Below are 24565 nucleotides of genomic sequence, written 5' to 3' on the forward strand. Positions count from 1 at the left end.
GCACACCCCCACCCTTCTGACACACGCACCACCCCGCACCCACGCCTCCCTGCGCGCGCTCCTCCCCGCGCGCGCTCCTCCCTCCCCGCACGCCTCGAGCAGGCGCACCCGCATCGAACACACGCCCTCGCCTCGAGCAGGCGCACCCGCGCCCGCGCCGATGCGCTCGCCTCGAGCAGACGCGCCCGCGCCCGCGCCCGGCAGGCGCGCCTGCGCTGAGCAGCGGCACCCGCGGCCTCGCGCTCGCCTCGCCATCACACCCGCCAACGCCCGCCCGCATTCGTGCCCGGCAGCTGCGTCAGCGCTGGTGAGCGGCGCCCCCCGCGCTCGCCTCGCCATCGCCCTCGCTCCCCCACGCCCGCACCCGCCCGCACCCGCACCCGCACGCGCACGCGCACGCACCGTACGCTCGACGCATGCCTCTCGCCCTCGTCACCGGCGCCGCACGCGCGAACAGCATCGCGGCCGCGATCGTTCCGCGCCTCCGCGACGAGGGGTGGGATGTCGTCACGAGCGAGCTCGCCTCCGGCGACTACCCGTGCGACCTGGCCGATCCGGCGGCACCGACCGAGCTGATCGAGCGCATCGCCCGCGAGCGTGGCCCCCTGCACGCGCTGGTGCTGAGCCACGCCCACGACATCGAGAGCGGCATCCTCGACACCAGCGCCGAAAGCTTCGACACCCACGTCGCCGTGAACGCCCGGGCGTCTCTGCTGCTCATCGCCGCGTTCGCGCGGCAGGTCGACGAGACGGGCGGTGCCATCGTCGCCTTCACCAGCGACCACACCACCGGCAATCTGCCGTACGGCGCGTCGAAGGGCGCGCTCGATCGCATCGTGATCTCAGCGGCTCGAGAGCTCGGGCCTCGCGGCATCTCCGCGAACGTCGTCAACCCCGGCCCCATCGACACCGGCTGGATGGACGATGAGACCCGCGACGCCCTGACGCCCCATCACGCGCTCGGTCGCATGGGAACCCCGCGCGACATCGCCGGGATCACGGCGTTCCTGCTCTCCCCTCAGGGGCGCTGGATCAGCGGTCAGCTGCTCCACACCGACGGCGGGTTCTCGGCGCGGTTCTGAGGCCCGCGCCCGCTCCCGCGCGGGGCGGCGGTGGCCACGTCGCTCCGTTCCGGGGCGCAGCCGCCCCTGCCCCAGCACGTCCGACCCCTTCGGTATTCCTCACGTTCCGGCGCACGCGATCGCGGCCGCGGCCTTCGTGCTAGCGTCGCCCGCAGTGACACGGGGTGCCCGCCAGGGCTGAGAACACACCCGTCGAACCTGATCTAGTTCGTACTAGCGAAGGGATGTCGCGAATGGTCGTTCGCACGTCGTCGTCTCCGTCCACCCCCGCAGAGGCCCTCGAGGCCGTGCGCCGAGCCGCGCCGCTCACGCAGTGCATCACGAATGCGGTGGTGACGAACTTCACCGCCAACGCACTCCTGGCTCTCGGCGCGGCTCCCGCGATGTGCGACATCCCCGGCGAGGCCGGGATGTTCGCCGGGATCGCCGGGGGCGTGCTGGTGAACCTCGGCACCCCGACTGCCGAGCAGCGCGACGCGGCACGCGAGGCCGTCGTCGCCGGCACTCCCTGGGTGCTGGATCCGGTCGCCGTCGGAGCCCTCCCCGTGCGCACGGCGCTGGCGCACGAGTTGCTCGCGGCGCGACCGGCGATCATCCGCGGCAACGCCTCCGAGATCCTCGCCCTCGCGGGAACAGGGGCGGGCGGCCGCGGAGTCGACGCGACCGACTCCCCCAGCGACGCGCGTGACGCGGCCGTCGCCCTCGCAGGACGCACCGGCGCGACGGTCGCGGTGTCGGGAGAGATCGACCTGATCGTGGATGCCGATCGCGAGGCGCGGATCGTCGGGGGCAGCGCCCTGCTCACCCAGGTCACCGGAGGGGGATGCGCCCTCGGCGCGGCGATGGCCGCGTTCGCCGCCGTCACCGCACCGTTCGAGGCCGCCGTCGCTGCGAGCACCGTATGGGCGGCGGCGTCGGAACGCGCGGCCCGCTCCTCACGGGGGCCCGGCTCGTTCGCGGCGGCGTTCCTCGACGAACTCGCCGCCCTCAGCCCCGACGATCTCGAGGCACGTACCGGAGGCGGTCGATGATGCCCGACCTGCCGCTGCACCTCGTCACCGACCACCGCGTGCCTTTCCCCCGTCTGCGCGACATCGTCGATGCCGCGGTCTCTGCCGGAGTCACGGTCGTGCAGTTGCGCGACAAGATCGCGACGGGCGGCGAGCTCTTCGCCCGCACCCTCGACCTCGCCGACGTCATCGCCGGGCGCTGCGCCTTCGTCGTCGACGACCGCCTCGACGTGGTGCTCGCCGCACGCTCGCGCGGTGCGCAGGTCGACGGTGTCCACCTCGGCCAGAGCGACCTGCCCGTCGACGCCGCGCGAACCCTCCTGGGTCCCGCCGCCCTCATCGGCTGGACCGCCAACACCCCCGCGCACCTCTCGGTGGCACATTCCCTGCCCGCGCGGACCGTCGACTACCTCGGCGTCGGCGTGATCCGCGCCACGCAGACCAAGCCCGACCATCCCACTCCGCTCGGCATCGAGGGATTCGCCGAGATCGCGGCATCCACCCCTCTTCCCTGCGTCGCGATCGGCGGCATCGGCGAGGGCGACGTCGCGGCGCTGCGCGGGGCCGGAGCGGCGGGTGTGGCCGTCGTATCGGCCGTGTGCGCAGCAGACGACCCGGGATCGGTCGTCCGCGCCCTGCGCACCGCGTGGGCGGCCGACGCATGAGCGTGCGTGTGCTGAGCATCGCCGGCACAGACCCGACCGGCGGTGCCGGCGTGCAGGCCGACCTCAAGTCGATCGCCGCGTTCGGCGGATACGGCATGGCCGTGGTCACCGCTCTGGTCGCCCAGAACACCCGCGGCGTGCGTGCGGTGCACGTTCCTCCGACGGAGTTCCTCGAAGCGCAATTGCGAGCGGTGAGCGACGACGTCGAGATCGACGCCGTGAAGATCGGCATGCTCGGCTCGGCTCCGATCGTCGCGGTCGTCGATGCCTGGCTCGCGCAGGTCCGACCGCCCCTCGTCGTTCTCGACCCCGTGATGGTGGCCACCAGCGGCGACCGCCTGCTCGACACCGACGCCGAAGACGCCGTTCGGTCGCTCTGCCGTCGGGCCGATCTCGTCACCCCGAACCTCGCCGAATTGGCCGTGCTCGTGGGCGAGCCCCGCGCGACGACGTGGGACGCCGCCGTCGCTCAGGCCCGATCGTTGGCTGCGAGCGCGCAGACCCGCGTGCTGCTGAAGGGCGGCCATCTCGCGGGGGCCGAGAGTCCGGATGCCATCGTCGACGCGACCGGCGTGCACGAGGTCGCAGGGGTCCGCGTCGCCACCCGCCACACGCACGGCACCGGGTGCTCGCTGTCGTCGGCGATGGCCACTCTCGCCGCGTCCGGCCTGTCGTGGCCGGACGCGCTGACCCGCGCGAAGCGCTGGCTCACGGGTGCGCTCGAGAACGCCGAGCACCTGCACGTCGGACGCGGCAACGGCCCCATCGACCATCTGCACGAGCTGCGTCCGCACATCGACCTCGAGGTGTCGTTCAGCGCCGAGCGGTGGCGGGCGACGGCAGATGTGCGGACCGCTGTCGACGCGTGCGGATTCGTGCGCGGCTTGGCATCCGGATCCCTCGACCGAGACGCCTTCGCCTGGTACCTGGGTCAGGACCTTCTGTACCTGCGCGAGTACTCCCGCGTGCTGGCCCGGGTGGCGGCCCTCGCTCCCACCGTCGACGAACAGCGTTTCTGGGCGACCGCGTCGGTGTCCTGCCTCGACGAGGAGGCGGCACTGCATCAGGCGCATGTCGATCCGCGAGAACTGTCACCCGCGGCGTCGACCCTCGCGTACACCGATCACCTGCACACGGCCTCGACCACGGGCTCCTACGCCGTGCTGGTCGCCGCGATCCTGCCGTGCTTCGCGCTGTACACCGACATCGGGGCGCGCTGGCGCGGCACCTTCGACGCCGATCACGCCTACGCCGATTGGCTCACGGCCTACGGCGACGAGGAGTTCGCGGCCTCATCGGCGCGCGCGTCGACGCTCGTGGATGCCGCCGCACGGTGCGCCTCGCCGGCCGAGCGCGCGGCGATGGCCACGGCCTACGACCGCTCGATGGCGCTCGAGAGGGACTTCTTCGAGGCCCCGCTCTCGCGCGGGAGATGACGGAATCGGCATCCGCCCCCTCCCGCGCCGAGCGTGGTGCTCAGCCGCTCTTGCGTCGGAACTCGCGCTTGGTGACGGCTGCGTGCGTGCCCTGCACGGCCGAGTGGCCGTCGAGGTGCGCCTGACCCGACTGCTGGGCGCCGTTCTTCTTCGCGAGCGCCTCTTTGAACTTTCGCTTCATCTCGTCGGATGCCGAGGCACCCGAGGTCTCGTCGGTACTCATGCCCCCACCCTAGGCATGCCCACGGCGTCGGCGCACCGCCGGGGCCGGGTCGCGACGCTCAGACGTGCCGCACGCGCTGCTGCAGCCGGGTGCGGATGTCGAACAGCTCCGTGCCGCCGACCTCCCGCGCTCCGGTGATGCCGCGGCGCAACAGGGTCGTCAGGGCGCTGCGGGTGACCAGGGCGACGGGGGTGCCGCGCACCTTGCCGAGGTCGGTGACGGCGTCGAGCACGTCGTCGTCGGGCAGCACGATCATCGCCCCGCTGAACCGCACGCCGGCCGACCGGGCGATCACGCGTGCACGAGAGACGAGCTGGGTCACGGGCGAGCCGAACACGTTCGGACCGGTGATCTCGCCGCGACGCACGCCGACCGGGCCGCCGAAGTCCTCGCTCAGCATCGCGTAGAGGCCGCTCGGACCGAGCACGAGGTGGTCGAGCTTCTGCTCGGGATCGCGCCCGTCGCGATCCGCGAACACGTCGTGCCACACGGTGTAGCCCATGCCGAGCTCCGAGACGAGCCGCGCGGTCTCTTCCTCGGCGAGCGCATCGGCCAGGATGTGCCGGATCTCGGGGGGAGCCGAGCGCACGAGCGCGGGATCATACGGATCCGCGATGTCGACCCCGCGGCCCACCCATTCGCGGATCAGATCGAGGTAGCGCTCTCGTCGCCAGCCACCGGGCTGCCCGTGCGACCGCGCGCGCGGGCGGGTGTCGGCGGGGCGCGAGGGGGCGGATGCCGAGGAGCCGGCGCCCCATTCGGTCGCACCCGACCCTGAGCTCGATCCGCGTCCCCGGTCGTACGCATCGCGCGCCTCGGGGGTGCCGATGAGCTCCCAGGCGCGCTGCACCTGCACGAAGAGGGCGGCGTCTCCCCCGGTGTCGGGGTGGGTTTCGCGCAGACGCACCCGGTAGGCGCGGCGCAGTCCTTCGTCGTCGACGTCGGCGGCCACGCGGAGCACCTCGTATGCCGAAAGCGACATGGGGCTGTCGAACACTGGCGTCATCCGTCCTGCCGCACGGGCGCGGCATCCTTCAGGCTATCCCGCCGAGTCTGAGGGAGCCCCGACCGCCCGCCGAGAAGATGGAGTGCGCGACCCATCGCGCCGCCGCTCGCGCCGTCGCCGCCGCAGCCGTCGCGCGTACGCCGCCGCGTCGCGGCTCGACAGGGCGAGCAGCACGAGGATGTCGAGGCTCAGCGTGAGCAGGGTCGTGCGCACGGTGATGTCTTGCCCGAACTCCCACCAGCCGATGAACGACCCGATGATCGACAGCGTCGAGATGACCATGACGACGACGCGCGCGACGTTTCCACCCGCCAGCACGAACGAGCCGAAGACCACCTGCACCAACGCGACGAAGCCGAGCACGCCGAGGAACACCCCGGGCGTCGTGTCGAAGTCGGCGAGGGTGAGGGGGCTCGAGCCGTCGGACGCGTCTCCGGATGCCGCGGCCACCGCCTGCAGCCACGGCGGCAGTTCGAACGCGACGCCGAGCGCCCACAGCATGCCCGCGGCGGCACGCAGGAACACCAGCACCGCCCCGGCGACGGTGGCCGCGGGCCGGTGCATGTCGGAAGCACCCGTGACGGCCGGGGCGAGCGGCTCGAACGCGGCGCGCTTGTGCGGGGCCCGCCGGGCGCTCACGTGCCCGCCTCCGCCGCCGCGACGTCGACCGCCGAGACGCCGACCGCCGAAACATCGACGATCGGCAGATCCCCGTCGGTCGTGATGCTGTCGCCGCCGCCGTTGCGCGAGTGATAGCCGGTCGAGAAGTCGCGGATCACGTCGACCGTCACCCCCGGCACCGCGCGGACCGAGCCGACGATGTGGTCGCGCTCGATGTCGGTGTCGGCGTCGATGCGGTGGGTCACCTGCAGGGTGAACAACGACAGACCGACCGCACGGTCGAAGGTGCCGGCCGCGAGCCAGTCGACCCGACGCCCGCCCGGCAGCAGCCACCCGTCGGGGCACTTCCACAGCCGCACGTGATGGCGCTGGGCCGGCGACCCGGCGACCTCCTGCTGGTAGGCGAGATCCTGCATCCGCCCGAACAGGAACAACGGACTCACCGGAGCCCGCGGGTAACTGCGCCGACGAAGCGTCGACGTGATGATGCGCCACGACGAGCGCAGGCTGACGGGGTCGGCGGCGATCCACCCGGCGGCGGCCATCACCGCCTCGATCGCCTCCCGCTCGCCCTGGAACGCGAGGTTGACGGGATCGCCGAGCAGCCCGTCGGAGGTGCGGGTGCGCCCCATGAAGTAGTCGGGCACGTACACCGCGGTCAGGATGCGATGCAGCCGCGGCAGGACGAGATACGCCAGCAGCACCCAGAAGGCGATCACCATCGCGATCCCCGCCCAGCCGAGCGAGAACGACGCGGTGAAGCTCAGGTAGGCGAGCCAGATGGCGGCGAGGCCGGCGAAGACGAAGAAGAACCCGTCGAGGGCCCGACCGATCGACCAGCGTCGCCGCGCGGTCATGACCGCCCCGGCCTCACCACAGCTCCGGCTCCGGCTGGTACGCGAACGCCTCGGCGACGCGGTCGGCGGGAAGGTCCTCGTGCCGCGCAGGCGACCACGACGGCGAGCGGTCCTTGTCGACCACCTGCGCGCGGATGCCCTCGACGAGATCGGGCTGCGTGAACGCGAACCACAGCACGAGGCCGTACTCCTGAGCGAGCGCCGCGCGCAGCGACGGCAGGGCACGGGCCCGGCGCACCGCCTCGAGCGTGACGGCGAGGGCCGTGGGAGCCGAGGCCGCCAGCAGCTCGGCCGTCTCGTGCGCCTCGGTCTCGGGGCGGGCGCGCAGCCGCTCCACGATTCCCGCGACGTCGTCGGCGGCGAAGGCGTCGTCGATCCACTCGCGCGCGGTCTCGAAGCGCGACGGCTCGGGCGTCTCGTCGAACAGCAGCACGAGTTCGGTGGGGCTCGAGGGGTCGGCGCGATTCTCGAGCGCCTCGTACAGCGCCTCGAGGTGCGCGGTCGGGACCATGTGGTCGGCGAAGCCGGCGTAGAGGGCGTCGGAGGCATCCATCGTCCCCCCGGTGAGGGCGAGGTATTCGCCGAGTCGGCCGGGAGCCCGGGCCAGCAGCCACGATCCGCCTACGTCGGGGGTGAACCCGATGCGCGTCTCGGGCATGGCCAGTCGTGAACGCTCGGTCACGATGCGGATCGCCGCGTGACCGGCGAGACCGATGCCCCCGCCCATGCAGACGCCGTCGGCGATGGCGACCACGGGCTTGGCCGACGTGGCGATGCGGTGGTCGAGCGCGTACTCCTCGCGGAAGAACGCGTGCACCTCGTCGACCCGGCCGCCCACGACCATCTCGTGCAGCGCCCGCACGTCGCCGCCGGCACAGAAGCCCCGGTCACCGGCACCATCGAGCAGGATCACGTCGACGTCGGTGTCGCGCTCCCAGCGGTCCAGCGTCACGTTCAGCGCGCGGATCATGTCGAGATCGAGGGCGTTGATCGCGCGCGGCCGGTTGAGCGTGAGGTGACCGAGGCCGCCACGACCCCCCACGAGGACGCTGTCGTCGTCGGTTCGCTGTGCGTGCACGATGCCACGTTACACAGACCGATCTCGGCGGTCCCGACCCCCGATGACGGTTTTTCCGCCTCCGATCGGGGAAGATGGTCTGAACACCCGCGGAATGAAAGGTGCCGTATGCCCGACGGACAGGTCCTGGAGCTCGCCGGGCTCACCAAACGGTTCGGCGCGGTCTCGGCGGTCGACGACCTCACCGCGCGCATCGAGCCCGGCCAGGTCACCGGCTTCCTCGGCCCCAACGGCGCCGGCAAGACCACCTCGCTGCGCATGCTGCTCGGTCTCTTGCGCCCGACCTCGGGCACCGCGACCATCGGCGGCAAGCGCTACGTCGACCTTGAGAACCCCCTGCAGAGCGTGGGCGCGGCCCTCGAGGCCTCGAGCTTCCACCCCGGCCGTTCCGCCGCCAAGCACCTCACCGCCTACGCGCAGGCCGCCGGGCTCCCCCGCGCCCGCGTCGACGAGGTGCTGGGTCTGGTCGGACTCGCCGACGTCGCCGGGCGCCGCGTCGGCGGCTTCTCGCTCGGCATGCGTCAGCGCCTCGGGCTGGCGACCGCCCTCCTGGGCGACCCGGGCGTGCTCGTGCTCGACGAGCCCTCGAACGGACTCGACCCCGAGGGCATCCGCTGGATGCGCTCGCTGCTGCGCCACCTCGCCGAAGAGGGGCGCACGGTCCTGATCTCGTCGCACCTGCTCGCCGAGGTGCAGCAGACCGTCGACGCGCTGCTGATCATCTCGCGCGGCCGCCTGGTCTTCCAGGGCGGCATCGAAGACCTCGCCGACCCCGACGAGTTCTCGACCGTCGTCGACTCGACCGACCGCCCCGCGCTCTCGCGCGTGCTCGACGAACAGGGCATCGAGTACCAGCTGCTGCGCAACGGCTTCACGATCCGCCACCACGACCCCATCGGAATCGGCGCGCTGGCGGCGTCGAACGGCGTCGCCCTGTCGAACCTGCAGAGCAAGGGTGCGAGCCTCGAAGACATCTTCCTCGAGCTGGTCAGCGGGGTGCGCGTGCACGCGAGTGCCGGCGCACCGACCTCGCAGGACGAGGTTCCGGATGCCGCGACCCCGAACGACCCGTCGGCCGTCACGGAGCCGCCCGTCGCGCAGCCCGTGGTCGCCGAGTCCGCGGCATCCACCCCCTCGGACGACCCCGACGACGCCGACGACCCCCGTCCCTCCACCGCCCTCGTCGCCGTGATGGCCCCGCCGCGCGCGACGACCCGCGTGGCATCCGCGCCCGCTGCCGAGAGCCCCCGGCGCTCGTACGCGGTCGCCTCGACCGGCGTGATCGACATCGTCCCGCGACCCGACGCTCCGGCGCACGAGAACGAGGAGGGGCAGCGATGACGCTCCTGGCATCCACCCGCTCCGAGTACACGAAGCAGTTCTCCACCGCCGGATGGTGGGTGCTCGCGATCGTGCTCGTCGCGTACGTGGCCTTCACGGCGGGTGTGCTCGCCTTCGTCTTCGGCGGCGTCGCATCGGGACAGCTCGGCGGCGCGACCGGCCCGGCCCTCGCCGCCGCGGCCGTCCCGCGCCTCGTCTACAGCTCGGCGACCGCCGTGGGCTACGTCTTCCCCCTTCTCGTCGGCACGCTCATGGTGACCACCGAGTTCCGCCACAAGACGCTCACCCCCACGTTCCTGGCCACCCCTCGGCGCGGCGTCGTGCTCGGCGGCAAGTTCGCCGTGGGCATCGTCGTGGGCCTGCTCTACGGCATCCTGGGCGTCATCGCCTCGGTCGGCGCGGGCGCCGTCGTGCTGGGGATCTTCGGCATCGACACGCAGCTCGGCTCGTCCGACACCTGGGTGCTCGTGGGCCGCATGATCCTGGCGTTCATGCTGTGGGCCCTCGTGGGCATCGGGGTGGGCACGGTCGTGCGCAACCAGGTCGCCGCGATCGTGATCGTGCTGGCCGTGACGCTGTTCATCGAGCCGATCGTCCGCACCGTCGGCGGTGTCGTCGAGGGGTTCGGCGACATCGTCAAGTGGTTCCCGAGCGCGGCGAGCGACGCGTTGGTCGGCGAGACGATCTTCGCCACGATGTCGGCCGCCGGAACCGCGACGCTCGAGTGGTGGGTCGGCGGGCTCGCCCTGCTCGGCTACGCCGTGCTGTTCCTCGTGATCGGGCTCTTCACCACCTGGCGCCGCGACATCGACTGAACCCCGCAGGCTCGCGCCGGTCGAACGTCCGGCCGCGCCGCGCACCCGCATTTGGCAGGCCCGCCGGGGTCGGCGACAATCGAGCGTGCTCGATGGACCGGTGATCGCCGAGTGGCTCCCCGTTTCGGTCGGAGCCCTCGTGCTGCTGCTGGTCGCCGCCGGCGTCGCCGGCTGGGTAGACGCGGTCGTCGGCGGGGGCGGGCTCATCCAGCTCCCCGCACTGGTGATCGCGGTCCCCAAAGACGTTGCGACGCCCTTCATCCTCGGCACGAACAAGCTGTCGTCGTTCTTCGGCACCCTCTCGGCGAGCTGGGTGTACCTGCGCAAGATCAGGGTGCAGCTGGTGCTTCTCGCGCCCCTCGTGATCGGCGCCTTCGCCGGATCGACGGTGGGCGCGGCCCTCTCGCGCTACGTCCCGCGCGAGGTGCTGACACCGATCGTGCTCGTCGCCGTCGTCGCCGTGGGCCTCTACACGCTGTTCAAGCCGAAGATGGGCCTGCACCACGAACCACGCCACACGGCGGCGCGCGCCATCGCCTGGCGCGCCGCGGCCATCGGACTCGCGGTCGGGTTCTACGACGGCATCCTGGGCCCCGGCACCGGGTCGTTCTTCGTCATCCTCATCGTCGGCGTGCTCGGCTACGGCTTCCTGCAGGCGAGCGTCAACGCCAAGATCGCCAACCTCACCACGAACCTCGCCGCCCTCGCGGTGTACGGGGTGCACGGCGAGGTCATCCTCGTGCTGGGCCTCGCGATGGCCGTGCTCAACGTCACGGGCGGCTTCATCGGCGCCCACATGGCCACGCGTCGCGGCAGCGGCTTCGTGCGCATCGTGTTCCTGGTGACGCTGTCGCTGCTCATCGTCAAGCTCGCGTGGGACACGATCGCGCAGTTCACGTCGTAGCTTCCGGCCGGAGCCGGACGGAGGTCAGGCGACGATGTCGGCGACGTCTTCGGGCTCGGATGCCACGTCGAGACGCAGCGCCTTCAGCAGCGCCACGCCGTGCTTGGTGGTGAGTACCAGACGCTCGAATTCGTCGTGACCGACGAGGTCGACGACCACGCTGGGCTTGCGCCCGCGGATGATGACGAAGTCGTTGCCCCCGGCCGACTTCCACGTGCCCGCGCCCACGGCGACCGGCAGGTTGATCCCGGGGTTCGGCACGCCGCGGATCCACGTCCACGCGTCGTCGGTCAGCTGCACGCGGTCGATGCTCTCACGGGGCACGACGATGTTGCTCTTGCGGAAGGAGAGCGCTCGCTCGGTCGCCGACAGCACGACCTCGAGCTGCGTCGAATCGAGCAGCAGGGTCACCATGCATCCATCCTGCCAGCGGTGAGCGCGCCCCATCGGCGTGGCACCTCACAGGAGCACAACGATCACCCGCCCGCACCCCGCGACCCCGATGTCGGAGGTGCGGGATAGCCTTGACCAATGAGCACGGGCAGCGTTGCGCCGCGAGTCGCACCGGCCCGAGGCGCGTCGATCGACGATCTTCTGGCGGCGATCTCCACGGGGTATCGCCCCGATGTCGACGAGACCGAGGCGCTCCTCCACGCCCCGCTCCCCGCGCTCTTCCGCGTGGCCTCGGCACTGCGCGACGAGGGGCTCGAGAACGCCGGTCGTCCCCGCGTCATCACCTACTCGCGCAAGGTGTTCGTGCCGCTCACGACCCTCTGCCGCGACCGCTGCCACTACTGCGTCTTCGTCGACACCCCCGGCCAGCTCAACCTGCTGCGCAAGCCCGCGTACATGAGCCCCGAGCAGGTGCTCACCGTCGTGCGCCAGGGGCAGGCGATGGGCTGCAAAGAAGCACTGCTGACCCTCGGCGACCGCCCCGAAGAGCGCTGGCCCGAAGCCCGCGCGTGGCTCGACGAGCACGGCTTCGCCTCGACCATCGACTACGTCGCGCACATCGCCCGACTCATCACCGCCGAGACGGGCATGCTCGTGCACGCCAACCCCGGCGTCATGCACCCCGATGAGCTCGCCGCCCTGCGACCCGTCTCCCCGTCGATGGGCATGATGCTCGAGACCACCTCGCGCCGCCTGTTCGAAGAGCCCGGCCAGGTGCACTTCGGCTCGCCCGACAAAGACCCCGCACTGCGGCTAAAGGTCATCGACGACGCCGGGGCCGCCGGCATCCCGTTCACCACGGGCATCCTCGTCGGCATCGGCGAAACGGTGCGCGACCGCGCCGAGTCGCTGGTCGCCCTGCGCGAGAGCGACGACCGCCACGGCCACGTGCAAGAGGTCATCGTGCAGAACTTCCGCGCGAAGCCCCGCACCGCCATGCAGGGGGCTCCGGATGCCGACATGCACGACTATCTGGCAGCCGTCGCCGTCGCGCGACTCGTGTTCGGCGCCGACATGCGCATCCAGGTGCCGCCGAACCTCTCCGACCCGCGCGAACTGGGGCTGCTGATCGACGCGGGGATCGACGACTGGGGCGGGGTGTCACCCCTGACCGCCGACCACGTCAACCCCGAGCGCCCGTGGCCGCAGATCGACGACCTCGCCGCGCAGACCGCGGCGCAGGGATACGTCCTTCTCGAGCGCCTGACCGCGCACCCCGAGTACGTGGGCGACGCCGATCGCTGGATCGACCCGGCCCTGCACGCTCCGCTCCGCGCCCTGGCGGATGCCACGGGACTCGCGGCCGATGTGAAGCCCGCGGCCGCACCGGCTGCCGCGGGGGCGCCGGGCGCGAGTGTCGTCGACCCCGGCGTGAAGCGCCTGGCCGAGCGGGCGGCATCCGCCCCTCTCGACCTCGGCGACGACGACTGGGCCAGGCTGCTTCGCGCCACCGGCGCCGAGCTCGACGAGCTCACCGCCGCCGCCGACGACGCGCGCCGGTACACCGTCGGCGAGCCCATCACCCTCGTGCAGAACCGCAACCTCACCTCGAGCGGGTTCCGTCGCGCCGGCCGCACCGGCGCGGGAGAGTTCGACCTCGACGACGCCGCCGAGATCGCACGGGATGCCGCCGACCTCGGTGCGACCGAGATCTGCATCCAGGGGGCGCTCCGACCCGACGAAGACGCCTCGGGCTATCTCGACCTCGTGCGGGCGGTGAAGCGCGGGGCTCCCGGCATCCACGTGCACGCGTACCGACCACTCGACGTGCGCGACCTCGCCGACCGCGGCGGGCTCGGGCTCGACGGCGCGCTCGCAGCCATGCGCGAGGCCGGCGTCGACACCGTCCCCGGCACGGGCGTGAAGATCCTCAGCGAGCGCGTGCGCGCCCTCGTCGCCCCGGGCGACCTCGAGATCGAGCGCTGGGTCGAGGGCATCACCGCCGCCCACCGCGCCGGTTTCCGCTCGACCTCGGTGCTGTTCTACGGGCACGTCGAGACCGCCGCGGAGCGCATCGCGCACCTGCGCCGCCTGCGCGAGATCCAGGCCGAGACCCACGGCTTCGCGGAGTTCGTGCCGATCCCCCTGCCGGGTGGAGACGTCGCCCTCGTCGAGGGTCGCAGCCCCCTCGACGAGCATCGCGCGATGGTCGCCGTGTCGCGCCTCGCGCTGTCGGGGAGCATCTCCCACGTGCAGATCCCGTGGACCCGCGTCGGCCGCGAGGCCGCGGCCGTGCTGCTGCGCTCCGGCGGAGACGACCTCGGCGGCACCCTTTCCGACGGTCGCGTGCGGCCCGACACCGGCATCGAGCAGGGCCTCGAGCTGCCGGTCGCGGCAGCCGAACGCATCGCGCGGAGCCTCATGCGTCCCTTCCGCCTGCGGACCACCGACTACCAGGTCGCCCCCCGACCGGGCGACGGACATCCCGCATGAGGATCATCGACACGGTCGTGGTCGGGGCCGGGTTCGCGGGCCTCGCGATGGCCGGTGCCCTGCGACGATCGGGCCGCGACGACGTGATCGTGCTCGAGCGCGCGACCGACGTCGGCGGCACCTGGCGCGACAACACCTACCCCGGCGTGGCGTGCGACGTGCCCGCGCACCTGTACAGCCTCGCCGCGCACCCCAACGCGGGTTGGTCGCGCACCTTCGCGCCGGGTGGCGAGATCCAGGCCTACCTGCGCGACGTCGCCGCCCGCGAAGGGCTCGGCGACAAGCTGCGACTGCGCACGCCGATGCTCGGCGCCGCGTGGGACGCCGAGACGTCGGTCTGGCGCATCGACACCGGCAGCGAGGAGCTTCTCGCCCGCTCGCTCGTGCTCGCGTGCGGGCGCCTCACCGAGCCGTTCGTCCCCACGATCCCCGGGCTCGAGTCGTTCGCGGGGCCGCTGTTCCACTCCGCGCGGTACGACCACGACGTCGACCTCACGGGCAAGAGGGTCGCCGTCGTCGGCACCGGGGCCAGCGCCGTGCAGCTCGTGCCCGAGCTCGCGCGTCGCGCCGCGCACGTCACGCTCTTCCAGCGCACCCCCGCGTGGATCGTCCCCCGCGGCGGGGGCGACATCCCCCTCGCCGAGCGCGAACGCCTCGCCGACAACCCCGGCGCCCTGGCCCGCCTGCGGGCCGAGCTCTACGCCGAGGGCGAGCAGCGTTTCGCCTCGCGGTCGGGTGACGCCGTGGCATCCGCCGCCGCTCGCGACGCCGCCCTCGCGCACCTGCACGCGCAGGTCGCCGACCCTGCGCTGCGCGCCGCGCTCACCCCCGACTACGCCTTCGGCTGCAAGCGCGTGCTGCTCTCCGACGCGTTCTACCCGGCGGTGGCGTCGGATGCCGTGACCCTCGAACCCACGGAGCTCGCCTCCGTCGAGGGCTCGACGCTGACCGCCGCGAGCGGCGAGCGATACGAGGCCGACGTGCTCGTGCTCGCGACGGGGTTCGCCTCGGCCGAGCAGCCGTACGCCGACCTCGTGCGCGGCGACGACGAGACCCTCGCCGAACACTGGTCGGCGGGTATGACCTCGTTCGGCTCCACCGTCGTCTCCGGCTTCCCCAACCTCTTCGTGCTCAACGGCCCCAATGCGAGCCTCGGCCACAACTCCGCCGTGCTCATGGCCGAAGAGCAGGCCGCCTACGTGGTGCGCGCCCTCTCCGAACGCGATCGCCGCCCCGAGCGGGTGCTGCGCGTGCGCCCCGAGGCCGAAGCGGCCTACACCGTGGAGATCGATGCCGCCGCGGCATCCACTCCCTGGATGACCGGCGGATGCCGCAACTGGTACGTCGACGCCCGCTCGGGCCGGCTCACCCTGCTGTGGCCGGGCACCGTGCAGTCGTTCCGGGAGCGCCTCACCGGCGCCGACGGGTCGGAGTTCGAACCCGCGCACACCCCCGTGCGCAGCTGACCACCTCGCGCACGCCCGTGCGCGCGTCACGCAGAAGGAGACTCATGAGCGTTCCCCTAAGATTCGGCTACAAGGCCTCGAGCGAACAGTTCGGGCCCAACGAGCTGCTCGAGTTCGGCGTGCTGGCCGAGGAGGTCGGCTTCGACTCCGTCTTCCTCTCCGACCACCTGCAGCCGTGGATGCACGACGGCGGTCACGCCCCCAACGCCCTCCCCTGGCTCGGCGCCCTGGGCGCGCGCACCGAGCGCGTCATCATCGGCACGAGCGTTCTCACCCCGACCTTCCGCTACCACCCCGGCGTCATCGCGCAGGTGTTCGCGACCCTCGGCGTGATGTACCCCGGCCGCGTCGTGCTGGGCGTCGGCACCGGCGAGGCGCTCAACGAGGTGACCCTGGGTCTCGAGTGGCCCGAGCCGCCCGAGCGCTTCCAGCGCCTCAAAGAGGCCATCACGATCATCAACGAGCTGTGGGCCGGCGAGCGCGTCACCTACGAGGGCACGTACTACTCGGTCAAGGACGCCACGATCTACGATCGCCCCGAGCAGAAGGTGCCGATCTACATCGGCGCCTCGGGACCCGCGGCCACGCGTCTGGCCGGCCGCATCGCCGAGGGTTACATCACCACGAGCGGCAAAGACCCCGAGCTCTACACCGAGAAGCTGCTGCCCGCCCTCGACGACGGCCTGTCGAAGGCCGGCCGGTCGCGCGACGACGTCGACACCCTCATGGAGGTGAAGGTGTCGTACCACCCCGACCACGACACCGCGATGGAGAAGACCCGCTTCTGGGCCCCCCTCGCGCTCACCGCCGAAGAGAAGATGAGCGTGCACGACCCGATCGAGATGCAGCGCCTCGCGAACGAGCTGCCGATCGAGCGCGCGGCCTCGCGCTTCATCGTCTCGACCGACCCCGACGAGCACGTCGAGCGCATCGCGCGGTACGTCGACCTCGGCTTCCGCCACCTCGTGTTCCACGACCCCGGGCACGACCAGAAGGAGTTCCTGCACATGTACGGCGAGGAGATCCTGCCCCGCCTGCGCAAGCGGTTCGCGTGAGGCGCCGGGGTGGCGCGGGGCTGCACATTTCGCGGCACCCCGCCACCCCCGCACGCGAATGTCGGACGGTCGGCACACAATGGAGCCGATGAGCATTCCTGACACCTCCGGCTGGACGATCGTCGTGCCGGTGAAGCCCGCCGCGGTCGGCAAGACCCGACTCACCGACGTCGGCACCGACCGCGAGACCCTCGCGCGCGCCATCGCGCTCGACACCATCGTCGCCGCGGCCGCCGCCGATCTGGTGTCGCGCGTCATCGTCGTGACCGACGACGAGGGCGTCCGCTCCGAGTTCCGCCGCTCGCGCACCGTCGCCGTGGTGCCCGAGGGCGACACCCGCGGTCTCGACGCCGCCATCGCCCTCGGCGCCGAGGCGGCCGGGGTCGGCGTCCCGCGGGCCGCGCTACTCGGCGACGTCCCCGCCCTGCGCCCCGCTGATCTCGACGCCGCGCTCGAGCTCGCCGCATCCGTCGAACGGGGTCTGGTGACGGATGCCGAGGGCACGGGCTCCACGCTCGTCACCGCCCGCGCCGGGGCGGTGTGGGTCTCGGCCTTCGGCCCCGATTCCGCCGCCCGTCACCGGCTACTCGGCTGCACCGATCTGGCCGTGGAGCGCGACTCGACGCTGCACCGCGACGTCGATACGGCGGCCCAGCTGTCCGAGGCCGTGGCGCTCGGCGTGGGTCCGCGGACGTCGGCGGTGCTGTCTGCGGCTGCGGCCTGACCGGGCCGGAGCCTCAGGCCCCGAGCGCTGCCTCCGCGATCGCGGCCGAGGTCGCCTCGTCGCGCATCCACAGCGGGGTGACGACGGCGCGGATCCCCGCGGCCTCCACCTCGGGTGCCCCCGCCGCGTCCTCCTCAGCCAGCAGCCACGCGTCGAGCACGCCGTCCGCCGACCGCGCGCCGTAGTGCCGGGCGACGGCCGCGGCGGAGGTCTCGACCCCGATCGCGGTCAGGCAGACGTCGGCCATGCCGCGCACGACCCGCCCGCCGATGATCGGCGAGACGCCGACCACCTTCGCCGACGTCTGCCGCACGGCATCCCGGATCCCTGAAACCGCCAGGATCGGACCGATCGACACGACGGGGTTCGACGGTGCGATCAGGACGACATCGGCCGCCGCAATGGCCTCGGCGACGCCCGGCGCGGGCACGGCATCCGCGATCCCGGGGTTCTCGAAGGCACGGGGGGTGAGCTTCGCGCGGTGGCGCGTCCACCACTCCTGGAAGTGCAGGCGCCCGCCGTCGTCGAGCAGCACGTGGGTGTCGACCTCGCTGTCGGTCATGGGGAGCATCCGGATGCCGAGCGGCCACCGCTGCGCCATGCGCGCGAGCACCTCGGTCGGGGCGAGTCCGTCGCGCAGCCACCCCGTGCGCGCCAGGTGCGTGCCGAGGTCGAGATCGCCGAGCGTGAACCACGGCCAGCCCGCGCCCCACGCCTGGAGTTCTTCGTTGACGCGCTCGGTGTCGCCGGCCCGACCCCAGCCGCGCTCCGTGTCGTTGACGCCGGCCAGGGCGTACGTGATCGAATCGACGTCGGGCTGCAGACGCACACCAGACAGCCACAGGTCGTCGCCCGTGTTGACGACGACGGTGGCCTCGGGGGCGTTCAGCCGGCGGAGGGCCGCGCGGACGCCGAGGGTGAACTTCGCCCCCCCGACTCCACCGGCGAGGACGACGACACGGGGCTGGGGAGGAAGCATTGGTTCAGTCTTCCAGCCGCACGGAGGGCGATCGACCGGAACCGGTGTCGCTCAGCTCGACCGGGCATCGACCGCGGCACCACCACGCAGCGGCCGCCACGTCGCGCGACGCCGACGCGGGGCCATCGACGTCGGCCACCACGCCGCGAGCCGCGACAACAGCGACGAGAGGGCGGACGGTGCGGGAGGTGCGGGAAGCATGGTTCCAGCCTCGCCGCACGGCATCCGTCGCACATCATCGCAACGGACGAAACGGGTCCTCCTCGAGGATGATCCCGGCTACTGCGCGAGCAGCGTCGGATCCAGCGCCTCCGCGGCAGCCTTCGCCGCGACCGGCAGCGCCTCGAGCACGCGCTCGAGGGCGACCTCGTCGTGGGCGGCGGTGAGGAACCAGGCTTCGAACACGCTCGGGGGCAGCGAGACCCCGGCATCCAGCATCGCGTGGAAGAAGGGCGCGTACCGGTACGACTGCTGCGTGAGCGCCGTGGCGTAGTCGAGGGGCACCTCGGGCAGGAACGCGACCCCGAACAGCGAGCCCGCCCGCGGCACGGCGTGCACGACGCCCTCGGCCGTCAGCGCCGCGTTCAGCGCATCGGCGACCTGCGTGGCCGCGGCGTCGACCGCGGCGTAGACCTCGGGCGTCGCGAGCCGCAGCGTCGCGAGGCCGGCGGCCACCGACAGCGGGTTCCCCGACAGCGTGCCCGCCTGGTACACGGGGCCGAGGGGCGCGAGGTGGTCCATGATCTCGGCGCGACCGGCGAGGGCCGCCAGCGGCATGCCGCCGCCGATGACCTTGCCGTACGTGAGGATGTCGGGCAGGTAGCGCTCGCCCTGCGAGGCCTGCAGACCCCAGAAACCGGCCGGGTGAACGCGGAATCCGGTGAGCACCTCGTCCATGATCAGCAGGGATCCGTGGCTGTGCGCGATGTCGGCGAGGGCGGCGTTGAAGCCGGGGAGCGGCGGGACGACGCCCATGTTGGCCGAGGCGGCCTCGACGATGATCGCGGCGATGTTCTCGCCGTGCACCTCGAACACCTCGCGCACCGCATCGAGGTCGTTGTAGGGCAGCACGAGCGTCTGCGCGGCGATGGGCGCGGGAACACCGGCCGACCCGGGCAGGGCGAGGGTCGCGACGCCCGATCCGGCGGCGGCCAGCAGGCCGTCGGAGTGGCCGTGGTAGTGCCCGGCGAACTTGATCAGCAGGTCGCGACCGGTCACGCCGCGCGCGAGACGGATCGCCGTCATCGTCGCCTCGGTTCCGGTCGACACCAGACGCACCTTCTCGATCGGCTTCAGGTCTCCGACCTGCACGCGCTGCGCGACGAGATCGGCCAGTTCGACCTCGGCCCCCGTCGGAGCACCGAACGACAGACCGCGGGATGCCGCGGACTGCACCGCCCCGACCACCTCGGGGTGCGCGTGGCCGAGCAGGGCCGGACCCCACGAGGCGACGAGGTCGACGTACTCGCGACCCGCGGCATCCGTGATCCGAGGGCCGGACGCCGACTGCACGAACCGCGGCGTGCCGCCCACGGAGCCGTACGCGCGCACGGGCGAGTTGACTCCGCCCGGAATGACGTCCTTGGCGCGAGCGAACCACTGGTCGTTGAGATCGGTCATGGCATCCATTCTTCCGGGCGCCCCTGAGTGAGGGGTCGAAAAGTGTCGCTTCGACGCCGTCCAGGCGACGAGAAGGGACCCCTCACGTGTGAGAGGAGACAGCTCAGAGCTCGGCGCGGAGCCAGCGGGCGGCCTCGACCGCCCAGTACGTCAGGATCGCGTCGGCGCCGGCGCGACGGATGCCCAGCAGGCTCTCCATGATCGCGCCCTGGCGGTCGATCCAGCCGTGGGCCGCAGCCGCCTCGACCATCGCGTACTCGCCCGACACCTGGTACGCCCACACGGGCACGTCGACCGAGGCCTTCACGTCGGCGAGCACGTCGAGATACGGCAGCGCCGGCTTGACCATGACGACGTCGGCGCCCTCTTCGACGTCGAGCAGCGCTTCGCGGACGCCCTCGCGGCCGTTGCCGGGGTCGAGCTGGTACGAGCGGCGATCGCCCTTCAGCTGCGAGTCGACGGCCTCGCGGAACGGGCCGTAGAACGCCCCCGCGTACTTCGCCGAGTAGGCGAGGATCAACGTGTCGGTGAAGCCCTCGGCGTCGAGCGCCTCGCGCACCGCGCCGACCTGGCCGTCCATCATTCCCGACAGCCCCAGCATCGCCGAGCCCGCGCGCGCCTGGGCGAGGCCCATCGCGGTGTAGCGCTCGAGGGTCGCGTCGTTGTCGACGGCCCCGTCGTCACGGAGGACGCCGCAGTGCCCGTGATCGGTGAACTCGTCGAGGCACAGATCGGTCTGCACAACCACCGCATCGCCAACCTCGGCCACCACGGCCTCGGTGGCGCGGTTCAGGATGCCGTTCGGGTCGTCGGCGCCGGAGCCCACCGCGTCGCGCACCTCGGGCACGCCGAAGAGCATCACCCCGCCGATGCGCTGCTCGGCGGCCTCGGCGACCGCGCGGCGGAGGGAGTCCATCGAGTGCTGCACGATGCCGGGCATCGAACCGATCGGGCTCGGCTCGGTGATGCCCTCGCGCACGAACATCGGCAGCACGAGCTGCGAGGGCACGAGGTGGGTCTCGCGAGCGAGACGACGGACGGCGGGGGTGCGGCGCAGGCGCCGCGGGCGGTGCTCGGGGAAGCTCATGAGGTCGATTCGTCGGAGTGCAGGGGGAAGCGGGCGACGGCTTCGATGAGGGAGTCGACGGTCTGGGTCTCGGCCACCACGTCGACGCTCAGACCGGCGCGCTTGGCGTCTTTGGCGGTGCGGGGGCCGATGGCGGCGATGACGGTGGATGCCGGGATCTCGGGGAACTGGTCGACGACCTGCTCCGCGACCGAGCCACTGGTGACCAGGATGGCGTTGATGCGACCCGAGGTGACGTCGGCCGCGATCTTCTCGGTCACGGGCACGCCCACCGTGCGGTACGCGACGACGCTGCGCACGTTGTGCCCGGCCTCGATGAGCAGGCGCGTGAGCACGGGCTTGGCGATCTCGCTGCGGAGGGTCAGCACGTTGCGCGGCTCGGTCTCGATCGCGATCATCTGCTCGGCCATGCCCTGTGCGGAGTTGTCACGCTCGGGCACGAGGTCGACGTGGTAGCCGACGGCCTGCATCGCCGCGGCCGTGGTCTCGCCCACGACGGCGACCTTGGTCTGCGCGGGGATCACGGCCTTGTAGGCGTAGAGCACGTCGACGGTGGTGGCGCTGGTCAGCGTCAGCCAGTCGAAGGCGCCGTCGGCGAGGTCGGCGAGCGCCTGGTCGAGGGTGGCCTGGTCGTTCGTCGGCGCGAAGTTGATCAGCGGAGCGATGACCGGAACGGCTCCGAGCTGACGCAGGCTGGCGGCGACGCCGTCGCCCCAGGGGCCTCCGCGCGGCACGAGCACGCGTCGACCGGACAGAGGTTTGGGCACGCCGCCCGTCGAGGGGTTCGGCGTGTTCCAGTGGCCTTCATTCATGTGGTCGACTCTCGTGGTACCAGGTCGGCCGCCCCACGTTCGAGCAACCGACGCGCGGCTTCTCGGCCCGCTCGCGCCGCTCGCGCGATCGTTCCCCCGTCGTCGGCAGCATCCGCTCCATTGCCACTGCCCGTTTCCCCACCATACCCCGGCGAGAGACGCACGGTTCGGTCGATGCCGATCCGTTGCGTTCCATCGAGCGCGTAGACCACGGCCCGCAGCCGCAGATCACCCTCGGTGAGCGAGGCGTGCGTGCCGACGGGGGCGCTGCACCCGGCGTCGAGCGCCGAGAGCACCGTGCGTTCCGCGGTGATCGCGACCCGGGTGTCCTCGTCGTCGAGCTGCGCGAGGGCCGCGAGGATCTCGGGGTCGATGTCGGTGCGCGTCTCGACGGCGAGCGATCCCTGGCCGGGAGCCGTGGGCCACTCCGACAGGCCCAGGGCCTCGGCCTCGAGACCGCCGAGGTCTCCCCCGAGCCGCGACAAGCCGGCGGCGGCGAGGATCACGGCATCCAGTTCGCCGTCGCGCACGCGCGCGAGGCGCGAGTCGACGTTGCCGCGGATGTCGCGGATGTCGAGGCGCGGGTTGTGCCGCGAGGCCTGAGCGATGCGGCGGGGCGAACCCGTGCCCACCCGCGCGCCCGGGGCGAGAGAGCCCAGGGGAACACCGTCGCGCGTCACGACGACGTCGCGAGCGTCTTCACGCGTCGGGGTCGCGGCGATCACCAGGCCGTCGGGCTGCTGCGTCGGCAGGTCTTTCAGCGAGTGCACGAGGAAATCGCATCGATCGGCGGCGAGCGCCTCGCGCAGACCGTTGGCGAAGACGCCGCGCCCGCCCAGCTGAGACAGCGACGCGCGATTGACGTCGCCCTCCGACACGATCGGGACCAGTTCGACGGGGCGACCGGATGCCGCGGCCACGGCGTCGGCGACCATCTGCGACTGCGCCATCGCCAGGGTGCTGCGGCGGGTGCCGAGGCGCAGAGGCGCGCTCACTGGAGGATCTCGGGGATCTCGTCGAGGGAGACCAGACGGCCCGTGTAGAACGGCACCTCCTCGCGCACGTGACGACGGGCCTCGGTGTAGCGGAGGTCGCGCATCATGTCGACGAGGTCGGTGAGCACGTCGGCCTCCATCGGCAGGAGCCACTCGTAGTCGCCGAGGGCGAACGAGGCCACCGTGTTGGCGATGACGCCCTTGTAGGCGGAGCCCTTCTTGCCGTGCTCGATGAGCATCTCGCGGCGCTCCGCCTCGGGCAGCAGGTACCACTCGTAGCTGCGCACGAAGGGGTAGAGGCACAGCCACTGCTGCGCCTCGATGCCGCGGAGGAAGCCGGGCACGTGCGAGCGGTTGAACTCGGCGTCGCGGTGCACGCCCATCGCGTTCCACGTGGGCAGGAGGTTCTTCAGCAGCTCGGTGCGGCGCAGGCGGCGCAGATCGCGCTGCAGCGCCTGGGGGTCTTCGCCGTGCAGCCAGACCATGAGGTCGGCGTCGGCGCGCAGGCCGCTGACGTCGTAGAAGCCGCGGACGGCGACGCCGTCGGCCTCGATGAGCGAGACCAGGTCGGCCAGCTCGGTCGCCTCGGAGGCGACGACGGGGTTCTCGGGGTCGCGGCGGAACACGGCCCAGAGCGTGTAGACGGAAGAGCAGCTGTCATCGGACATGCTCCTAGTCTCGTCTCGTCGGGGCAGGGGTCCAAACCCGTTGACTCGGCGGTGAACCACCGCAGGACTCCCCGCGCGAACGCCGAAGCGGCCCGGTCCGGGAGGACACGGGCCGCTTCGAGACGGATCAGCGTGTGTAGGCGCGCACGAGACCCCAGACGGCGAGGCCGACGAGGGCCGCCGCACTGGCGACGGCCGCGATGGCCACCTCGGGGTTCTGCTGCGCCTTGGTGCGGAATTCCTGCACCTTGCGCTCGACGGCTTCGCTCGCGCGACGCGGGGCGTTGGCCTTCACTTCGATCGCTGCCAGGGCCGCGCGGAGTTCGGCGCGAGCCGACTTCACGGGGTCGGTGATGCCCAGCGGGACCGCGGTGCGGGGAACGGGGACGGGGCGATCAATACTCATCGCGGGCCTCCTTCACGATGCGGACGTCTTCGGAGATGGCCGTGCCGGGGTTCTCGCGGTTCGCGAGTTTCTTGAACCGCAGGTATCCGAGCAGAGCGAGGATCGCCGTAATCACGATCATCACCGCGAACACGACGAGCGCCGACAGCCACACCGGCCACCACGACGAGAGCCCGGCGATGACGAAGGCGAAGAACACCGGAATGGCCCAGAACACCACGATGAGGGCGCCCACGAACCAACCGGCGCCGATCCCGGCGTCCTTCGCCGTGCGCTGCGCCCAGGCCTTGGCACCGTTGATCTCGGCGACGACGAGGTTGCGCACGAGCTCAGGGATGTCCCCGATCAGCGTGAACAGGCTGTCGTCGGAACGATCGCGGAATCCGCGGGGAGTGGTCATGCGGTCAGCTCCCGGACGCGCCGGAACCACCCTGAGCGGCCTTGGCGCGCGTGGTGGCGGACTTCTCGGCGCGCTTGGCGTCGTCGACGGAGTCTTCGACCACGTCGGCGACCTCGTGGGCCGACTGCTTCGCGGCGCGACCGGCGCGCTCGGCGCGCTCCTGCACGGTGCCCGAGCCGCTGGCGGCACCGGTCACCGACTTCGCGCCCTTCCACACCACGCCGGGGACGGACTTGAGGGCCGAGACGCCGAACGCCTTGACCTTCTCCACCTGTCCCTGCACGACGGGCTGGTCCCAGACCTTGCCGGCCTGCGTCTTGATCTGCTCATACCGCTGGCGGCCGGCGCGTGCTCCGAGCACGTAGCCCGCCACGAGTCCGACGACGAGTGCTGCTTTGCCCCTCATGGGGTCTCCTCACGCTCGATCGA

At 72.1% G+C, this 24565-nt stretch carries 26 protein-coding genes and 1 riboswitch; of the genes, 11 read left to right on the forward strand and 15 right to left on the reverse strand.

Annotated features, from left to right (window positions below):
* Positions 1–416 precede the first annotated feature (416 nt).
* The 4 genes from LPW41_RS00005 (at position 417) to thiD (ending at position 4193) form a co-directional block, all read left to right on the forward strand.
* Entirely contained in the window at positions 417–1082 is a 666-nt protein-coding gene (locus tag LPW41_RS00005) for an SDR family oxidoreductase (RefSeq protein WP_230703801.1), read from the forward strand.
* Between the two features lie 150 nt (positions 1083–1232).
* Positions 1233–1324: riboswitch (TPP riboswitch) on the forward strand.
* Positions 1316–2113, forward strand: a complete 798-nt coding sequence (gene thiM, locus LPW41_RS00010) for a hydroxyethylthiazole kinase (protein WP_230703802.1) — start codon at positions 1316–1318, stop codon at positions 2111–2113. It overlaps the preceding riboswitch by 9 nt.
* Entirely contained in the window at positions 2113–2757 is a 645-nt protein-coding gene (gene thiE, locus LPW41_RS00015) for a thiamine phosphate synthase (protein WP_230703803.1), read from the forward strand. The genes thiM and thiE overlap by 1 nt, the downstream gene beginning before the upstream one ends.
* Entirely contained in the window at positions 2754–4193 is a 1440-nt protein-coding gene (gene thiD, locus LPW41_RS00020) for a bifunctional hydroxymethylpyrimidine kinase/phosphomethylpyrimidine kinase (RefSeq protein WP_230703804.1), read from the forward strand. Before thiE ends, thiD begins: the two co-directional genes overlap by 4 nt.
* 40 nt (positions 4194–4233) lie before the next feature.
* Here thiD and LPW41_RS00025 read toward each other — a convergent pair whose 3' ends face one another.
* From LPW41_RS00025 to LPW41_RS00045, 5 genes are read right to left on the reverse strand one after another with little or no spacing between them, the layout of a single operon-like run.
* Positions 4234–4416, reverse strand: a complete 183-nt coding sequence (locus LPW41_RS00025) for a DUF5302 domain-containing protein (RefSeq protein ID WP_144831654.1) — start codon at positions 4414–4416, stop codon at positions 4234–4236.
* A gap of 58 nt (positions 4417–4474) precedes the next feature.
* Positions 4475–5413 (reverse strand): DnaJ domain-containing protein, encoded by a 939-nt coding sequence (locus tag LPW41_RS00030; protein ID WP_144831651.1) that lies wholly within the window; start codon positions 5411–5413, stop codon positions 4475–4477.
* A 42-nt stretch (positions 5414–5455) separates the two neighbouring features.
* Positions 5456–6061 carry a hypothetical protein gene (locus LPW41_RS00035; protein WP_144831648.1) on the reverse strand — a complete coding sequence of 202 codons (606 nt, stop codon included), beginning with the start codon at positions 6059–6061 and terminating at the stop codon, positions 5456–5458.
* Positions 6058–6900 (reverse strand): LssY C-terminal domain-containing protein, encoded by an 843-nt coding sequence (locus tag LPW41_RS00040; protein WP_144831644.1) that lies wholly within the window; start codon positions 6898–6900, stop codon positions 6058–6060. Before LPW41_RS00040 ends, LPW41_RS00035 begins: the two co-directional genes overlap by 4 nt.
* 13 nt (positions 6901–6913) lie before the next feature.
* On the reverse strand, positions 6914–7978 hold the full coding sequence (locus LPW41_RS00045) for an enoyl-CoA hydratase/isomerase family protein (RefSeq protein WP_230703805.1): 1065 nt from the start codon (positions 7976–7978) through the stop codon (positions 6914–6916).
* A 108-nt stretch (positions 7979–8086) separates the two neighbouring features.
* On the opposite strand from LPW41_RS00045, the gene LPW41_RS00050 reads away from it, so the two are divergent.
* From LPW41_RS00050 to LPW41_RS00060, 3 genes are all read left to right on the forward strand, one after another.
* On the forward strand, positions 8087–9319 hold the full coding sequence (locus tag LPW41_RS00050) for an ABC transporter ATP-binding protein (protein WP_230703806.1): 1233 nt from the start codon (positions 8087–8089) through the stop codon (positions 9317–9319).
* Positions 9316–10134, forward strand: a complete 819-nt coding sequence (locus LPW41_RS00055) for an ABC transporter permease (protein ID WP_144831636.1) — start codon at positions 9316–9318, stop codon at positions 10132–10134. Before LPW41_RS00050 ends, LPW41_RS00055 begins: the two co-directional genes overlap by 4 nt.
* An 85-nt stretch (positions 10135–10219) precedes the next feature.
* Positions 10220–11038 (forward strand): TSUP family transporter, encoded by an 819-nt coding sequence (locus LPW41_RS00060; RefSeq protein ID WP_144831633.1) that lies wholly within the window; start codon positions 10220–10222, stop codon positions 11036–11038.
* Positions 11039–11062: 24 nt separating this feature from the next.
* On the opposite strand, the gene LPW41_RS00065 is transcribed toward LPW41_RS00060, so the two are convergent.
* A complete protein-coding gene (locus LPW41_RS00065; RefSeq protein WP_144831630.1) occupies positions 11063–11452 on the reverse strand; it encodes a hypothetical protein in 390 nt (129 codons plus the stop codon).
* A gap of 117 nt (positions 11453–11569) precedes the next feature.
* On the opposite strand from LPW41_RS00065, the gene cofG reads away from it, so the two are divergent.
* From cofG to cofC, 4 genes are all read left to right on the forward strand, one after another.
* Positions 11570–13924, forward strand: a complete 2355-nt coding sequence (gene cofG / locus LPW41_RS00070; RefSeq protein ID WP_230703807.1) for a 7,8-didemethyl-8-hydroxy-5-deazariboflavin synthase CofG — start codon at positions 11570–11572, stop codon at positions 13922–13924.
* Complete coding sequence (locus tag LPW41_RS00075) at positions 13921–15390, forward strand: NAD(P)/FAD-dependent oxidoreductase (protein WP_230703808.1); 1470 nt, start codon at positions 13921–13923, stop codon at positions 15388–15390. Before cofG ends, LPW41_RS00075 begins: the two co-directional genes overlap by 4 nt.
* A gap of 44 nt (positions 15391–15434) precedes the next feature.
* On the forward strand, positions 15435–16445 hold the full coding sequence (gene fgd / locus LPW41_RS00080; protein WP_144831622.1) for a glucose-6-phosphate dehydrogenase (coenzyme-F420): 1011 nt from the start codon (positions 15435–15437) through the stop codon (positions 16443–16445).
* Between the two features lie 88 nt (positions 16446–16533).
* Positions 16534–17169 (forward strand): 2-phospho-L-lactate guanylyltransferase, encoded by a 636-nt coding sequence (gene cofC, locus LPW41_RS00085; RefSeq protein WP_144831619.1) that lies wholly within the window; start codon positions 16534–16536, stop codon positions 17167–17169.
* Positions 17170–17182: 13 nt separating this feature from the next.
* Here the strand turns inward: cofC and cofD are convergent, their stop codons facing one another.
* The 9 genes from cofD to LPW41_RS00130 all read right to left on the reverse strand — a co-directional run bounded on the left by cofD (position 17183) and on the right by LPW41_RS00130 (position 24542).
* Complete coding sequence (gene cofD, locus LPW41_RS00090) at positions 17183–18148, reverse strand: 2-phospho-L-lactate transferase (protein ID WP_230703809.1); 966 nt, start codon at positions 18146–18148, stop codon at positions 17183–17185.
* Between the two features lie 279 nt (positions 18149–18427).
* Positions 18428–19768, reverse strand: a complete 1341-nt coding sequence (gene hemL, locus LPW41_RS00095; protein ID WP_230703810.1) for a glutamate-1-semialdehyde 2,1-aminomutase — start codon at positions 19766–19768, stop codon at positions 18428–18430.
* A 103-nt stretch (positions 19769–19871) separates the two neighbouring features.
* Positions 19872–20855 carry a porphobilinogen synthase gene (gene hemB, locus LPW41_RS00100; protein ID WP_144831610.1) on the reverse strand — a complete coding sequence of 328 codons (984 nt, stop codon included), beginning with the start codon at positions 20853–20855 and terminating at the stop codon, positions 19872–19874.
* On the reverse strand, positions 20852–21667 hold the full coding sequence (locus tag LPW41_RS00105) for a uroporphyrinogen-III synthase (RefSeq protein ID WP_144831607.1): 816 nt from the start codon (positions 21665–21667) through the stop codon (positions 20852–20854). The genes hemB and LPW41_RS00105 overlap by 4 nt, the downstream gene beginning before the upstream one ends.
* Positions 21664–22662, reverse strand: a complete 999-nt coding sequence (hemC, locus tag LPW41_RS00110) for a hydroxymethylbilane synthase (protein WP_144831604.1) — start codon at positions 22660–22662, stop codon at positions 21664–21666. Before hemC ends, LPW41_RS00105 begins: the two co-directional genes overlap by 4 nt.
* The gene (gene hemQ, locus LPW41_RS00115) at positions 22659–23330 is read right to left on the reverse strand and encodes a hydrogen peroxide-dependent heme synthase (protein ID WP_230703811.1); all 672 of its coding nucleotides are present in this window, start codon (positions 23328–23330) and stop codon (positions 22659–22661) included. The genes hemC and hemQ overlap by 4 nt, the downstream gene beginning before the upstream one ends.
* Before the next feature lie 127 nt (positions 23331–23457).
* Entirely contained in the window at positions 23458–23736 is a 279-nt protein-coding gene (locus LPW41_RS00120) for a hypothetical protein (protein ID WP_154097156.1), read from the reverse strand.
* The gene (locus tag LPW41_RS00125) at positions 23726–24136 is read right to left on the reverse strand and encodes a phage holin family protein (RefSeq protein ID WP_144831596.1); all 411 of its coding nucleotides are present in this window, start codon (positions 24134–24136) and stop codon (positions 23726–23728) included. Before LPW41_RS00125 ends, LPW41_RS00120 begins: the two co-directional genes overlap by 11 nt.
* A 4-nt stretch (positions 24137–24140) precedes the next feature.
* Positions 24141–24542 (reverse strand): hypothetical protein, encoded by a 402-nt coding sequence (locus tag LPW41_RS00130; RefSeq protein WP_144831593.1) that lies wholly within the window; start codon positions 24540–24542, stop codon positions 24141–24143.
* Between the last annotated feature and the right edge of the window lie 23 nt (positions 24543–24565).

It is taken from the genome of Microbacterium sp. JC 701 (assembly GCF_021026215.1).
Taxonomy (GTDB): domain Bacteria; phylum Actinomycetota; class Actinomycetes; order Actinomycetales; family Microbacteriaceae; genus Microbacterium; species Microbacterium algihabitans.